Origin of the sequence: Caryophanon latum, from assembly GCF_001700325.1 — a bacterium.
GTDB classification, from domain to species: Bacteria; Bacillota; Bacilli; order Bacillales_A; family Planococcaceae; genus Caryophanon; species Caryophanon latum.
Window position 1 is genome coordinate 1 of sequence record NZ_MATO01000033.1, and the last position, 14,359, is coordinate 14,359.

The 14,359-nt window shown below is 42.6% G+C and carries 15 protein-coding genes; 9 read left to right on the forward strand and 6 right to left on the reverse strand.

Going from position 1 to position 14,359, the window contains the following annotated elements; genetic code table 11:
• The coding region (locus A6K76_RS08295) for a VCBS domain-containing protein (protein ID WP_139108670.1) at nt 1–2,020 on the forward strand (2,020 nt) is incomplete at its 5' end.
• Between the two features lie 63 nt (nt 2,021–2,083).
• Here A6K76_RS08295 and A6K76_RS08300 read toward each other — a convergent pair.
• Nucleotides 2,084–3,553, reverse strand: coding sequence for an aminotransferase class I/II-fold pyridoxal phosphate-dependent enzyme (locus tag A6K76_RS08300; protein ID WP_066464015.1), 1,470 nt, complete (start codon nt 3,551–3,553; stop codon nt 2,084–2,086).
• Between the two features lie 143 nt (nt 3,554–3,696).
• Between A6K76_RS08300 and A6K76_RS08305 the strand changes: the two genes are divergently transcribed.
• Both A6K76_RS08305 and A6K76_RS08310 read left to right on the forward strand, forming a co-directional pair.
• Nucleotides 3,697–4,677, forward strand: a complete 981-nt coding sequence (locus A6K76_RS08305; RefSeq protein ID WP_066464018.1) for an NAD(P)H-dependent flavin oxidoreductase — start codon at nt 3,697–3,699, stop codon at nt 4,675–4,677.
• Nucleotides 4,678–4,685: 8 nt separating this feature from the next.
• Entirely contained in the window at nt 4,686–4,979 is a 294-nt protein-coding gene (locus A6K76_RS08310; protein WP_066464025.1) for a UPF0223 family protein, read from the forward strand.
• Nucleotides 4,980–5,016: 37 nt separating this feature from the next.
• Here A6K76_RS08310 and A6K76_RS08315 read toward each other — a convergent pair whose 3' ends face one another.
• The gene (locus tag A6K76_RS08315; RefSeq protein WP_066464028.1) at nt 5,017–5,916 is read right to left on the reverse strand and encodes a ferrochelatase; all 900 of its coding nucleotides are present in this window, start codon (nt 5,914–5,916) and stop codon (nt 5,017–5,019) included.
• Nucleotides 5,917–6,062: 146 nt separating this feature from the next.
• The gene (locus tag A6K76_RS08320; protein WP_066464030.1) at nt 6,063–6,689 is read right to left on the reverse strand and encodes a YktB family protein; all 627 of its coding nucleotides are present in this window, start codon (nt 6,687–6,689) and stop codon (nt 6,063–6,065) included.
• A 140-nt stretch (nt 6,690–6,829) separates the two neighbouring features.
• On the opposite strand from A6K76_RS08320, the gene A6K76_RS08325 reads away from it, so the two are divergent.
• Complete coding sequence (locus A6K76_RS08325; protein WP_066464031.1) at nt 6,830–7,027, forward strand: hypothetical protein; 198 nt, start codon at nt 6,830–6,832, stop codon at nt 7,025–7,027.
• A 319-nt stretch (nt 7,028–7,346) separates the two neighbouring features.
• Complete coding sequence (locus A6K76_RS08330; protein WP_066464032.1) at nt 7,347–8,147, forward strand: inositol monophosphatase family protein; 801 nt, start codon at nt 7,347–7,349, stop codon at nt 8,145–8,147.
• Nucleotides 8,148–8,648: 501 nt separating this feature from the next.
• Here the strand turns inward: A6K76_RS08330 and A6K76_RS08335 are convergent.
• Nucleotides 8,649–8,882 carry a DUF5325 family protein gene (locus A6K76_RS08335; protein ID WP_066464034.1) on the reverse strand — a complete coding sequence of 78 codons (234 nt, stop codon included), beginning with the start codon at nt 8,880–8,882 and terminating at the stop codon, nt 8,649–8,651.
• Nucleotides 8,883–9,018: 136 nt separating this feature from the next.
• Between A6K76_RS08335 and typA the strand changes: the two genes are divergently transcribed.
• Nucleotides 9,019–10,869, forward strand: a complete 1,851-nt coding sequence (gene typA / locus A6K76_RS08340) for a translational GTPase TypA (protein WP_066464036.1) — start codon at nt 9,019–9,021, stop codon at nt 10,867–10,869.
• A gap of 209 nt (nt 10,870–11,078) precedes the next feature.
• Nucleotides 11,079–11,438, forward strand: a complete 360-nt coding sequence (locus A6K76_RS08345; RefSeq protein ID WP_425393874.1) for a YlaH-like family protein — start codon at nt 11,079–11,081, stop codon at nt 11,436–11,438.
• A gap of 309 nt (nt 11,439–11,747) precedes the next feature.
• On the opposite strand, the gene A6K76_RS08350 is transcribed toward A6K76_RS08345, so the two are convergent.
• Together A6K76_RS08350 and A6K76_RS08355 are read right to left on the reverse strand one after the other, a co-directional pair.
• On the reverse strand, nt 11,748–11,951 hold the full coding sequence (locus A6K76_RS08350; RefSeq protein WP_066464038.1) for a YlaI family protein: 204 nt from the start codon (nt 11,949–11,951) through the stop codon (nt 11,748–11,750).
• A 10-nt stretch (nt 11,952–11,961) separates the two neighbouring features.
• Nucleotides 11,962–12,459: a hypothetical protein gene (locus A6K76_RS08355; RefSeq protein WP_066464039.1), complete on the reverse strand. Its 498-nt coding sequence runs from the start codon at nt 12,457–12,459 to the stop codon at nt 11,962–11,964.
• 179 nt (nt 12,460–12,638) lie between these two features.
• On the opposite strand from A6K76_RS08355, the gene A6K76_RS08360 reads away from it, so the two are divergent.
• Nucleotides 12,639–12,920, forward strand: coding sequence for an Fpa/YlaN family protein (locus tag A6K76_RS08360; protein WP_066464041.1), 282 nt, complete (start codon nt 12,639–12,641; stop codon nt 12,918–12,920).
• 60 nt (nt 12,921–12,980) lie between these two features.
• Nucleotides 12,981–14,285, forward strand: coding sequence for an FtsW/RodA/SpoVE family cell cycle protein (locus A6K76_RS08365; protein WP_083995344.1), 1,305 nt, complete (start codon nt 12,981–12,983; stop codon nt 14,283–14,285).
• The last annotated feature ends 74 nt before the right edge of the window (nt 14,286–14,359 follow it).

Below are 14,359 nucleotides of genomic sequence, written 5' to 3' on the forward strand. Positions count from 1 at the left end.
ACCAGACGGTGCAGACGTTGATCCAAGCGAACAATGGACAACACCGGAAGAAAAAGCGGCGTTAGAAGACGCAATTGCGGATGCACGTGATGTACTAGGTAACGCAGACGCAACGCAAGAAGAAGTAGACGCAGCGAAAGAAGCGTTAGAAGAAGCGGTAGCGGCGTACGAAGAGGCGAAGCAACGAGGAACGAAAGAACCACTGGAGCCTGTAGTCGTTCAAGATATAGTCGATAAAGTTGCATTACACTATACAGGTGCGACAACAGTAAATTCGAATGTTGGGGAACTTGTAGTAGGAGAGTCCGTTACGGAAGTGAGTCTTGTTGAAATTCAATTAATCGGGATTCTTGATGCGCAGATCATTGCTGAGCTTGGCAATAACGCACTTGAGTTTACAGTAGAAGAAGGAGAAACATTAGATTATTCATTTAGTACCGTGATTAATGCGGTAGCTGGAGCAGGCGGCTATAATATTGGGTTATATAAAAAGAAAGAAGACGGTCAATATGAGTTAGTGGATCAAAATAGCTTTGGGTATATAACTGCACTTGGTGTTCCAATTCAAACAGCGTACAATTTCTCATTCACAAATATTGGTGCTGGTGAATATGTAATGGCGACATACCCATCAGAAGCATTAAATGCTCAAGCGGCAAGTGCTATAACAACAACGATTACGTCAACATCGCTATCTGAAACAGCAGAGTTAGTAAATGTGGGATCACTAACAGCATCAACTACAGGAACAATTGAGTTGACACAAGGTGCAACAGTTATGTCAGTCACACCTAAATCAATTGAAAATGCAACTGCCGTGACAGATTTAACAACGATTGTAGGTGCATACGGTGATTTAACAATTAATGAAGTAACAGGTGAGTACACGTACACATCGAATGGTGCACGTGAAGCAATTGGTAAAGTAGATGTATTTGAATATACAGTTGGCAATGGAGAAGAAACGGAAACAGCAACATTGTATATTCAGCATAATGTTGTAGATGGAGAGTCTGTAGTTGAACTTCGTTGGGATGAAAACGATCCAGCAGCAGATGCGATATTAGTAGAGCCAGCAACGGTAACAAATGAAGTAGTAATTAATGCACTAGATGTAAATACGAACCAAGTACTAGCTAATTTAAGTGGAAGTACGACTGTAGGAGATAATCCTCTTATTATTCAGACAAACCCGTCAAATGTGCCAGCGCCAGGGGAAGAAACAGAGGGTACAGTAGGACATTTATTTGTAAAAGGTACAGACAGCATATTAACATTCCGCCCAGTCATTCCAGTAGGTTCGTATGGTATTGGGCAAAACTTTGTAGTTAATTATAAAGTTGAGAAAGTAGATTTGGAGACAGGACAAGCAAGTGAAGTATGGTCTGGCAATGTAGAAGGAACAAAACTAGCAGGTTTTGCAGCAAATGATATTCATTTACGCAATTTAGAACGAGGCTACTATCGCATTACTGCAGCTCGTGTATCTACAGGTGTAATGGCAATGAATGTTTACGGTATCCAAAACGTTAAAATAACAGACGTTAACTGGACATCGGATGAAGTTGCATTTCCGCAACCAATTATTACTACGGATCCACAAGCGGTAACGGGTAATGTAGGTTATTTAGCACCAGGTGGTAACATCAAAGTAGAAGGTACAACAATTTTATCTGGTCAATCCGCAGCGTTTAGTGGTGATTACGGAACGTTTGAAATGAATAGTGATGGCACATATACGTATAAGGTGAATTCATCGCTTGTGAACAATACAACACCAGGCAAGACGGATACATTTACGTACACATTAGTAGATGTTCACGGAAACGAGTCTGCTCCACAAACGATTACGATTAACTTAGTTGCAGGACAAACGTATTCAATTCCTAATCCTTCAACAGGTCAAACGTATACAGTAGCGCAAACAATACCGACAGCTTCAATAGAACCATTGCGTTACGCAGTTGTTGACAACGTACAAGCGTCTGCAACAACAATAGATGGATCAATACTCTCATAATTAATGAACTAAATAAGACGAGCGTTAGCATAAGAAAAAATATGCTAACGCTCGTTTTTTTGTTTAATAAATCGCGCGGCGTTCTTGAATGACGCGGATGTTTTGTAATGTGTCGTCTTCTAAGCCTTGTACTGGTAAACCGGCTGCAATGTTTTCTTGAATGAAGTCGATCGTTTGTTGCGTAATGACTTCACCTGGAATGAAAATCGGAATGCCTGGTGGGTAGATCATGATGAACTCGGCCGAAATGCGATCGTGTGCATCTTTAAGCGGCACGATTTCCGTTTCTGCATAAAACGCATCACGTGGTGTCATCGCAAGTGCTGGAATTTCAGGTACGTTGACGTTCGTTTCCGTTACGACTGCTTCTGAATCGAATGCTTGTGACATGCGTTGTAATGCGTTCACAAGTAAATTCATTTCCTTCTTCGTGTCACCTAGCGTTACTAAGCATAAAATGTTGTATAAATCTGACAGTTCTACTTCGAGATTGGCGTTATGACGTAGCCATTCCTCTGCTTGGTGCCCAGTAATGCCTAAATCTTTTACGCTAATTAAAAGCTTTAATGGGTCCATATCAAACGTTGCAGATGAATGTAATTTCTCACGTCCAACACAATATAAATGATTAATGTTGTTAATGCGTTTACGTGTATCTTTTGCAAGACGAACGGCATCGTCGATTAAATCGTAGCCGTGTACTGCAAGCTGACGTCTTGCAGTATCGAGTGATGCTAAAAGCGGGTAAGACGTAGATGTCGTTGTAAGCATCGACAATACGGTTTGAACACGTTTGGCAGACACAAGACCTTCACGTACGTTTAACACTGAACTTTGCGTCATCGAGCCACCTAGCTTATGTACGCTCGTTGCTGCCATATCCGCACCTGCTTGCATTGCAGATAATGGTAAATCATCGTGAAACTTCATTAATACGCCGTGTGCCTCGTCAACAATGACAGGAATATTACGCGCATGAACGATATCGACAATACGTTGTAAATCCGCAACGAAACCGAAGTACGTTGGATTAATAACGAGCACAGCTTTTGCATCTGGGTATGTTTCAAGAGCGCGTTCTACTGACTCTGGTGTAATACCGTGAGAAATGCCAAGTTCTGTATCCACCTCAGGATGGATAAAAATCGGAATAGCCCCAGAAAATACAATGGCAGACATTATCGACTTGTGCACATTACGAGGTACGAGAATTTTATCTCCTTGACCAACGACAGACATAATCATTGTCATGATTGCGCCGCTTGTACCTTGAATCGAGAAAAATGTATGATCAGCACCAAAGGCCTCAGCTGCTAATTGTTGTGCCTCTTTTATTGCGCCTTTTGGTGAATGTAAGTCATCTAGTGGAGCAATATTGATTAAATCGATTGATAAAACGTTGTCCCCGACAAATTCGCGGAAAGCTGGGTCCATCCCCGAGCCTTTCTTATGACCTGGAATATGGAATTGAATCGGATGTCTATTACGATGCTTCAGTAAAACATCAAATAACGGAGTCTCTAATTGTGACAACGCACTTACCACCTCACTTAAAAATAATTGGAATTTTTAAAACAAATGAATTATAGCATTTACAAACGCATGTGACTACTAAAACTTCATGCAGGATTTTCGCTACTTATTGAAGAATATAGTGGATATAAGGGGGAATGTTCATGAAGTGGTCAACTAGAATAACGGATTTACTCGGCATTGACTATCCAATCATTCAAGGGGGGCTTGCATACTTAGCGTATTCAGAGCTTGCCGCAGCAGTAAGCAACGCAGGGGGACTTGGACAAATTACGGCGATGAGCTTAAAATCGCCAGACGAATTACGTGAAGAAATTCGTAAAACGCGCGCATTAACGGACAAACCATTTGGCGTAAATTTCGCGATTGGCATGTATGGCAAAGGGTATGAGCCAATGGTGCAAGTGGCGATTGACGAAAACGTGCCAGTTGTAACGATGACAGGTGGTAACCCAGCGCCTATTTTTGATATGCTTAAAGGTACAAATATTAAAAAGCTCGTGCTCGTGGCGGCGCGTCGTCAAGCACAAAAGGCAGAAGAGCTCGGAGCGGATGCGGTCATGGTCGTCGGGCAAGAAGGCGGCGGTCATTTAGGGCGTGATGATGTTGGAACGATGGTGCTCGTGCCGCAAGTTGTCGATAGCGTATCGATTCCCGTCATTGCATCAGGTGGGATTGGCGATGGTCGCGGTTGGATGGCGGCGCACGCACTTGGCGCAGAAGGCATTGAAATGGGCACGCGCTTCATTGCGACGAAGGAATGTGTCCATGCAATTGATGCGTACAAGCAAGCGCTCGTGGATGCGACTGAAAACGATACGGTGGTCATTAAACGCTCAATTGGTGGGCCAGCACGCGCACTGCGTAACGACTTCACCGATAAAATTTTAAAAATCGAATCGGAAACACCGACGTACGAAGCGCTGCGTGACTACATTAGTGGCGAGGCAAATACGAATTACATTTATAACGGCTCCGATCAAGGTTTCGGTTGGGCTGGGCAAGTGACCGGCTTAATTCATGATGTGCCAACTGTTGCCGAGCTACTATCTCGCATGGTTGCAGAGGCGGAAGCAATTCGTTTAAAATGGAGTGACAGCAACGAATTGCTAGTAAGAAAGTAGGTTTCATTATGGAATATTCTTATCCATTATCGCTCGACTGGTCAACGCAAGAAATCGTCGACGTCGTAGCATTTTTTGAGGCAGTCGAAGCCGCATACGAAAAAGGCATTATCGCAGGTGATTTTTTACGCGTATATCGCCGCTTCAAAGAAATCGTCCCGTCGCAAGCTGAGGAAAAAACAATTTGCCGCGACTACGAGGAAGCGAGCTCATACGTCCCTTACCACGTCGTAAAAGCGGCAAAGGAAGCGGACCCAGCGAAAAAAATTCGTGTCGAAGTGGCACAAAAGCGTCGCAAATAAAAAACGGTGAATGGGACAATGCCCATTCACCGTTTTTTTATACGTGCTCTTTCACGATTTGTGCTAACGCCATTACTGCATCAAAGCTGTCGCCAGGAAACTCTGCACGCACGAAGTCCACACCGAGCTCCTTCGCTACTTCAGCGCAGTCTACACCGATTTCAATGAACGATTCAACGTCAGCGGCAACCGATAATAGCTCGCACGTCACAAAACCTTTCGTGCCGGCTGCTGCTTGTGTGCGCATCGCATCTTTTACATCAGGAGCGAGCCAGTTTTCCTTGCCCCCTGATGAGCGATATACCGCTGCGTAGTTTTCGATGCCTGCTTTTTGTGCAATTGCCGCAGCGAGCGCTTCAAACTCGCTTACGTACGGTTCGTTGCCTTCAGGTTTAATCGGCTGGCTATGCACGGTGAAATATACGTACGCATCGCTGCGGCTTTCTGCAGGTAGCCAGTTGTATGCACGCACGACGCGGTCAGCGAATACGTCAACGATTGCAGGGTGCGTGTTCCAGCCTTTTACTGCAATATGTTCAATATTTGTGCCAGCGACTAAGCCCGCTACTTCTTCATGGAATGCACCTGCACCAGATGGCGAGAAGATCGGGTTGACTGGAAGCGTCACAATTTTCGTTGCGCCGTCTGCAATCGCTTGAGCGACAACGTCTTGTAAAAACGGTGCGGTATGCTTATAAGCGTTATATACGTTTACATCTGCGTTTAAAAGTGTCGGCAATACGTGCTGTAGCCCTTTTGCGATGCGCTGTGTTGCTGAGGCGATAAAGTCTGCTTGGAACGGCTGCTTAAACTGCGAAACGATTTTGCCGAGCATCGGTGGTGGTACTTCGCGCCCGCCGATAATGTGGCTAAAATATGTAGGCACATCATCGATTGAAGTCGGTGCGCCGTATGCAAAGTGAATGACTGCGATCATGAAAAAATCTCTCCTTTGTTATGTGGAAGTATGTACTTCTATATTGTAAAGTAATTGAAATTCATTCTCAATGGATTTTTGTCACATGTGTCGAAAAATTAAAACGGTGTGCCGCAGTCATATAGACGTGCGGTACACCGTTTTAATTAACGCGCAGTTAACGTTTTATAAATTGGTAATAAGTTTGTAAACGTCTCTTCAACGAGTGTCGTAAATGACTCGCCTGAAAGTTTCACTGCTTCTTCAGCTGACACGTGAACGCCAACTAAAAACTCGGCCTTTTTCACGTCACGTAGACGCGCTAATAATGCAACTGTTCCTTCTTCGCCCGCGTCTTGTAGCGTCGTTGCAGCAGGAGACATATGATCCCCACTCAATACGTAATGCGTTGGCAGTGACGTAATTTGTTTGACGTTTTCTAGAAGACGCTCAGCCATAATCGCTTTGTTCGGTGCTTCGTAAATAACGGCTACCATTATAAATAAGTGGCTGTTCCAAAGACCAATTTGGAAGTGTGGCAACGCTTTGTAGCCACGCTTGTAAGGAGCGAATGCGACCCATGAATCTTTCGGTGGGTTGACGGTGCGGCGTGCATGCTTTGCGACATGTGGGAAAAATTCCTCGCCAAGCTCTGTGCTAAAAAATGCAGAAAAATCGTCACCTAATGCGTGAAATTTCGGGCGCACGTGTGTCGTTAATGCCTCCATACGTTCTTCTAAGCCGTCGATTGTGAACACGTTAAAGTCTTCGGTTGTCCATTGAATAGGTCTCAAAAAAATTAGCTCCTTTCGAAAATAAATATGTTTAAATTGTGAAAGTTTTGGGAACATTTTTAGTAACAAAACAAAAAAATAATCTAACATAATATGTTTTTAACATAGATTATGAATTGGATGAAAGGTGATGATTCGTTATGAAACAAATCGTTAAAATTATACGCAAAGTTGACATTGAAAAGCAATATGAGCAAGTGCTACGCCTAGAGTTAGATTACGAATTAGCATCGTTATATGACGCAATGAATAGCGGTGACGAAATCCAAAAAGCGAAAAGTAAAAAGCGCTTAGCCGAAATTCAAAAGGAACTAGAAGGAATGCGAGCATATGCGTAATACGTTTACACAAACTTCATAAAAACACTTGCTGAATATTCCGACAGCAGGTGTTTTTTTGTTATACTACTACATAATGGTTCATCACCGTAAGCTGGGGTTGACGCATAGAGGTTGCTTGAAGCAAGAGGCGGACTCCAGCGGGAAAAGCGCGAGCCTCGAGACCCCGCAGTCGTGAGGAACGAATGACGAGGAGGCTTGAGCCGCGCCCGCGGAAAGCCTGCCTCGACGGGAAAAGCAACCCCGCGTTATGGTGAAAGCCTACATGGTGACAAAGCGCTTTACTTGTACATGGGATATGTGAGAGGTGGAATGGTGTATGGATATACAAGCAGTGGATCAATTTGCACAGCAGCTAATTAAAGAAGCAGCGCGCCGCATACGCGAGTCGTTTTCATATGATTTACACGTTGAAACAAAATCGAGTGATAGTGATTTAGTGACAAATGTAGATCGTGAAACAGAGCTCTTCTTTATTGAACAAATTAAAACATTTGATGCAACACATCGTATTTTAGCGGAAGAGGGCATGGGAGAGCAAGTAACAGACTTAACCGGTGTCGTATGGGTAATTGATCCAATCGACGGCACGATGAATTTTGTTAAGCAGCATCGTCATTTTATGATTTCAGTAGGGGTACTCGTTGACGGTGTTGGCAAGCTTGGCTATATTTTTGATGTGATGCGTGAAGATTTATTTCATGCGATTGCCGGCGTTGGTGCATGGTATAATGGCACGCCGCTACGCAAGCTTGAAAACTTGACGATTGAGCAGTCAGTCATCGGCATTAATGCGCGCTGGGTGACGGAAAACAAGTACGTCGACTACGAGCAAGTAAGCAAGCTCGTGCGCACAGTTCGTGGCACGCGCTCATACGGCTCAGCGGCGATGGAAATTGCATTTGTTGTGTCGGGGAAGCTCGATGCGTACATGTCGATGCGTTTAGCACCGTGGGATATTGCAGGCGGCGTCATTATCGCAAACGAAGTCGGCGCCGTGACGTCAACGCTTGCAGGGGAGCCTGTACAGTTTTTACAGTCGAACACGTTCATCATTGCGAACCCATCGATTCATCCAATTTTGCTCGACCAGTATATTCATTTACTGCCACGCGATTAGAGGTAATATATGAAATCTGTTGATTAGCGATTTTTATACAGCTGTATCGGTAGTTTTTAGCAGCAAAACGCAAATGAATGCAGCGTTGTCATGGCAGAAACGCTAGCTGTTAGTTGAGTGGCTAGTCAACACGTTTAATAATAGAAGTAAGAAAAGTGTGCTACAAGTTGCTTTGAGCTTGTAGCACACTTTTTGTTTAAATATTAAATTTGTTGATTCGCCTTTCTTATACAATCAAATATTAGTAGCAGTGCGCGCGGCGAGAATCCTCGGGGAAAAGACGCTACAAACACGTCGAGGAGTCTCGAGAAATACACGAGTCATCGCCTTTATGACAAACGCCGTGTTTGCCGCCGAGCTACAAAAACGCGCGCCGCATGACATATTTGCCGATTTGATAGCTAATCAACACGCTTGTTTAAATATACTTCTGAATATTATGACCATTTTGTGAACAAAAAAACGCTTCCTTTAATAGCAAAAGAAGCGCAATAAATCGAGTTAGTTTTCTTCCGGATCGCCTAATAAGCCGGCTGCAACGAATTTTTTCTTTTGTTTCATGCCTTGCATAAATACGACACATAATGCGACGATGCTTAAGAAAATGCCGACGAAGCCTATTGTATTGTACTGTGTACCTGTTGCGCCAACGACCGATACGAATAAACCGATTGAAATCATCGATAAAATGGCACCTAACGCGTAAAAGAACATGACTACTTTTGCTTTATTCAATCTATGACAGCTCCTATCATTTTTATATACGGAATGGAAAACCGTTAATTGGAAAATCGTTTTGAAAAGACAACTTGCTTTTCATGTGCTATAATATCACAGTTGAACAATTGAAAAAAGAATATGGAGTGGAATAATGACAAATTTACGTCAAGATATTCGTAATATCGCAATTATTGCTCACGTTGACCATGGTAAAACAACGTTAGTAGATGAACTTTTAAAACAATCAGGTACTTTCCGTACAAACGAGCGCGTTGAAGAACGTGCAATGGACTCAGGTGATATCGAACGTGAGCGCGGAATTACAATTTTAGCAAAAAATACAGCAGTTGACTATAACGGTACACGTATTAACATCCTTGATACGCCTGGACACGCAGACTTCGGTGGAGAAGTAGAACGTATTTTAAAAATGGTAGATGGCGTTTGTTTAGTTGTCGATGCGTATGAGGGTTGTATGCCACAAACACGCTTTGTATTAAAGAAAGCGTTAGAGCAAAAAATTACGCCAATCGTTGTAGTAAACAAAATTGATAAACCTTCTGCTCGTCCACTGGAAGTAGTGGATGAAGTGTTAGAATTATTCATCGAGTTAGGTGCAGAAGATGACCAATTAGACTTCCCTGTCGTATACGCATCAGGTGTAAACGGTACATCTTCATTAGATCCAGACCCAGAAGCACAAGAAGAAAACTTAATTCCTCTATTTGAGAAAATTATCGAAACAATCCCAGCGCCAGTTGATAACTCAGACGAGCCATTACAGTTCCAAGTTTCATTACTTGACTACAATGACTTCGTAGGTCGTATCGGGATCGGTCGTGTATTCCGCGGTCAAATTTCTGTAGGTCAACAAGTGTCATTAATGAAATTAGACGGTTCAGTGAAAAACTTCCGTGTAACAAAAATCTTTGGTTTCTTCGGTCTTAAACGTGAAGAAGTTCAGACAGCTAAAGCTGGTGACTTAATCGCCGTTTCAGGTATGGAAGACATTAACGTAGGTGAAACAGTTTGCCCAACTGACCACCAAGAAGCGTTAACGCCATTACGTATCGATGAGCCAACGTTACAAATGACGTTCTTAGTAAACAACTCTCCATTCGCAGGTCGTGAAGGGAAATGGGTTACTTCTTCTAAAATTGAAGAGCGTTTACGTGCACAATTACAAACAGACGTATCATTACGTGTAGAAGATACTGCTTCTCCAGATGCTTGGACAGTTTCAGGTCGTGGTGAGCTTCACTTATCGATCTTAATCGAAAACATGCGTCGCGAAGGCTTCGAGCTACAAGTATCAAAACCACAAGTAATCATCCGTAACATCGACGGCGTACGTTCAGAGCCAATCGAACGCGTACAAATCGACATCCCTGAAGAAAACACTGGCGCAATCATCGAGTCAATCGGTCAACGTAAAGGTGAAATGTTAGACATGATTAACAACGGTTCTGGTCAAGTGCGTTTAATTTTCAACGTACCAGCACGTGGTTTAATCGGTTATACAACGGAATTCATGTCTCTTACGAAAGGTTTCGGTATGATGAACCATACGTTCGATCACTACGCACCAGTTGTGGCTGGTAAAGTAGGCGGCCGTCACCAAGGTGTATTAGTATCAATGGAAAACGGTAAAGCAACGACTTACGGTATGATGGGCGTTGAAGACCGCGGTACATTATTCGTTGAGCCAGGTACTGAAGTGTACGAAGGTATGATCGTTGGTGAAAATACACGTGACGCTGATATCACGGTAAACATTACGAAACAAAAACAAAAAACAAACATCCGTTCAGCTAACAAAGATGCGACGAATGTTATTAAAAAGCCACGTATTCTTTCATTAGAAGAAGCGTTAGAGTACTTATCAGATGACGAGTATTTAGAAGTAACGCCAGAATCAATTCGTTTACGTAAACAGATCCTTGATAAAGGTGAACGTGAGCGTGTAGCGAAGAAGAAGAAAAACGCTGAGCTAGAAGTATAATATTGAATGAGCAGCTATGTGAGAATGAATTCTTACGTAGCTGCTCTTTTTTGTTTTTTCGAGTAATTTATGTGGTTTTTCGAGTGTTTATGGTAATGTTATAGAGGAGAAGGTAAAGTTTTGGCGCGGAATATGTTTACGTGTAAAGAGTAGTGGGCTAAGCAATGAAGCAAGAGAACGTCTAAATATGTAGAAAAGGGGTGACGATGATGCAGTGGACGATGTTATTTGCATCAGCACAGGAGGAAAGTGCGTTCGTCTTCGGGCGCATGTCAGGCATTACACGCTATTTATATGAAAGTTTACCGTCATATACGATTGCCGGGTATGTCGTTTTCATACTCACGTTTGTATTGAGTGCAATTGTGTACAAGTTAGGTTTTGCAAAGCAGCTGCCAATGATGAAAAACGTCATCATTTATACGTTTTTATTTCTCGGCTGCATAATCCTTACATTTTTGGCGCTCTTTTTACCAATGGTTGAAGGGTTAATCGTCGCTGCGCTCATTTTAATCGTTTATAAAATACGCTTGAAGCGTGAGAAAAAAGAACAGTTACAAAACAGTTAGCGTTGCGCAAACAAGAAATGAATTGGAATGGTTTAATAGAGGTTGTTCGAAGTAAAAATTTCGTGAAGAAGCGTAGTCAAAAAGAAAAGAGGCTAGGACAAAAGTGGAATTTAGATAAAGACAACCTTGTATGATGCTAGAAATTCGATAAGTGGACGCGAGACGAAGAGTGGACTTCTAGGGGATGAGACTACAGGCTCAAGCCATGTCCCCAGAAAAGCTTGTTCGAAGTCAGCGTCCACGAAAGCAGAAAAATGCCAGAAGGAAGTGTATACTTTCCCTCTGGCACTTATTTTGCCTTAAACTTTTTTAAAACTCATCATCAACAGGGTGAGATGAACGGAAAAAGCGGAAGTTGCCAGTTGCCATACGCTCACTTGTTTTCAGTGAAATGCGTTCATGACAAGAGTCACACATAAACGTATGAATCGGGCGGTTGCGCAATTTCTTCGCTTCTGGTAAATCATCGTTTAAATCGATAATCTCATCACAAATAACGCATTGTACGCGCATAACGAACCTCCTATTGAATGCGAATCGCTGTCACATGTGTAATTGGATTGTCTACGTTTGAACCGTCCGCTAATAATACGTGAACAGGACCGTCGTCTTTTAACGGCTTACCTTCGTGAGCGAACTTTAACACAAGCTCGCGTGCTTCGTCGATTGGGAATGTATGTTGTCCGTTAGCTGTTTCGAATACAACTTCTGTTGCGTCGTCAGCTGGCTCTGCGTTTTTAATGAACGGAGCAAGCACCATACCAAATGTACCTGTTTGCATACCTTTGCGATCGAATTTACGCTCAGTTTTTAAAGTCGGTGGATATACTGCACCTTCCATAATTTCGCGTGACCAATGCTTTCCAACAGCATCTAAATATTTTTCATCTTCATCTTCTGCGTTGCGTGCTTCCGCAAAATACGTCGTTAAATCGACTTTGCGATCGTCGAAAATCCATACAGTTGGGTCTAATGTTAATGAAAATTTTGTTTTACCATTCAGTGGAAGTATAAATTCCATTGATATTGCCTCCTTTAGTGCCATTACTCGTAAACAGTATACCGCTAATTAGTAACGTATACAAAGATTAATTGTTGAAAAGCGCCCTGAATAGTATAACAATACTTGCATTTTTAAGCACTAAACGATAAACTTTATAAAGATAGAAATGAAGAAATATAGGTAATGGGGGCGTCCTCATGGATACTACATCACATACTTCCTATCAGGAGAAAGCGTTACAACTGTTAAATGCTGATGCAGATAAAATCGCACGCTTGATTAAAGTGCAGATGGATCACTTAACGATGCCGCAATGTCCATTGTATGAGGAAGTCTTAGATACACAAATGTTCGGCTTATCACGCGAAATCGAATTTGCTGTTAAGCTTGGTTTAATTGAGCGTGATAAAGGAAAAGAGATTCTCGATTCACTTGAAAAAGAACTTTCTGTTTTGCATGATGCATTTACAGACAAATAACAAAGAAAACTCAAACACCTTTTGTGGCGTTTGGGTTTTTTTACTAAAGAGGTATTGGATATGAAGGAAAACAACAACACATCTCGTCCTCCATTAAAGGAGCGAGTACTAAGCAGTGTAAGACCAATTGGACAAAAATCAGATGCGCTTGTAACGAGCAAAAGCGACGTCATGAAAAAATTTGCAAGCAGCTTATGGCAAAAGATGCGCTATTTCGATTTATGGCTATTAGTGCCATACGTTGTGTTATTATTTTTCGGAGCGCTCATGGTATATAGTGCAAGTGTATGGTGGGGCATTGTTCAATATGACTATGAACCAAATCATTTTTACATAAGACAGATGATTTTCGCAACGCTCGGCTTCGTTATTTTTATGGTGACGGTCTTTGTGAAAAAACAGCTGTATACGAGTCCTGTTCCAGTAGCGGTGTTCGCAGGTATTACCGTTTTAATGCTCATTTACGTACGTCTTATGGGCTGGGGAGATGGCGCGGGTGCACGAAGCTGGTTCTCGTTGTTTGGCATTAACGTACAGCCAGCTGAGGTCGCAAAGCTTGCAATTATCGTCGTCATGACGGTGATGTTAACGCATTTCTTAAAGCGTCGCCACGCTGATGAGCTGTTGACGAAGCATTACGCATTATTATTTGCTTATCCGCTACTATGTATTGTGCTCGTTGCATCGCAGCCAGACTTAGGAGCAGTTGCCGTTATGCTTTCGCTCGTTATGGGAATTTTTATCGTGACAGGTGTTAGCGCACGTCGCTATATGCGCATGTTTGGCGGCGTCGTAATCGCAGCCGTAGCAGCCGCGCTAATCGGTGTGTTAACAGGTTACATTAGCGGTAACCGTTTAGGACGTTTAAAAGCGTGGTTAGACCCTTTTGAATATCAAACGATTGAAGGCTATCAAGTTATTCAAGGATATGTAGCGATCGGATCAGGTGGTTTAGGTGGTGTAGGGCTTGGACATTCCGCACAAAAGCTGGGCTATTTACCAGAGCCGCATACAGATTTTATTATGGCAGTTATTTCAGAGGAGCTCGGTTTTATCGGCGTGTTAATCGTCGTCGTTTTACTATATACAATCGTTTGCCGTGCGCTCATCATTGCGCTCAAAACACCAGACTTACATACACGCTTTTTAGCAGCAGGTATTGGTACATGGATTGGTATTCAAACGTTTGTCAATTTAGGTGGTATGCTCGGCTTTATTCCGTTAACCGGTGTAACGTTACCGTTTGTTAGTTACGGTGGTACGTCGATGGTGTTATTATCGCTTAGCATGGGGATTTTAATGAACATTTCTATTCATGAAAAAGTAAGACAAAGTAAGCAACGCAAACCGGAAACGGCAGCGTAATAAAAAAGACTCATTCATCAGCATCGCGCCGTAAAATGTACCCTATACGATAGACACTTTGAAAAAAGACTATC

Bases quoted from the DNA above. Each gene is read 5' to 3' on its own strand.
- A6K76_RS08325 (WP_066464031.1), top strand. From the start codon at position 6,830: ATGAAACAAATCGTTAAAATTATACGCAAAGTTGACATTGAAAAGCAA.
- A6K76_RS08360 (WP_066464041.1), top strand. From the start codon at position 12,639: ATGGATACTACATCACATACTTCCTATCAGGAGAAAGCGTTACAACTG.
- A6K76_RS08315 (WP_066464028.1), bottom strand. From the start codon at position 5,916: ATGATCGCAGTCATTCACTTTGCATACGGCGCACCGACTTCAATCGAT.
- A6K76_RS08310 (WP_066464025.1), top strand. From the start codon at position 4,686: ATGGAATATTCTTATCCATTATCGCTCGACTGGTCAACGCAAGAAATC.
- A6K76_RS08355 (WP_066464039.1), bottom strand. From the start codon at position 12,459: ATGGAATTTATACTTCCACTGAATGGTAAAACAAAATTTTCATTAACA.
- A6K76_RS08330 (WP_066464032.1), top strand. From the start codon at position 7,347: ATGGATATACAAGCAGTGGATCAATTTGCACAGCAGCTAATTAAAGAA.
- A6K76_RS08345 (WP_425393874.1), top strand. From the start codon at position 11,079: ATGCAGTGGACGATGTTATTTGCATCAGCACAGGAGGAAAGTGCGTTC.
- A6K76_RS08305 (WP_066464018.1), top strand. From the start codon at position 3,697: ATGAAGTGGTCAACTAGAATAACGGATTTACTCGGCATTGACTATCCA.
- A6K76_RS08350 (WP_066464038.1), bottom strand. From the start codon at position 11,951: ATGCGCGTACAATGCGTTATTTGTGATGAGATTATCGATTTAAACGAT.
- A6K76_RS08365 (WP_083995344.1), top strand. From the start codon at position 12,981: ATGAAGGAAAACAACAACACATCTCGTCCTCCATTAAAGGAGCGAGTA.
- typA (WP_066464036.1), top strand. From the start codon at position 9,019: ATGACAAATTTACGTCAAGATATTCGTAATATCGCAATTATTGCTCAC.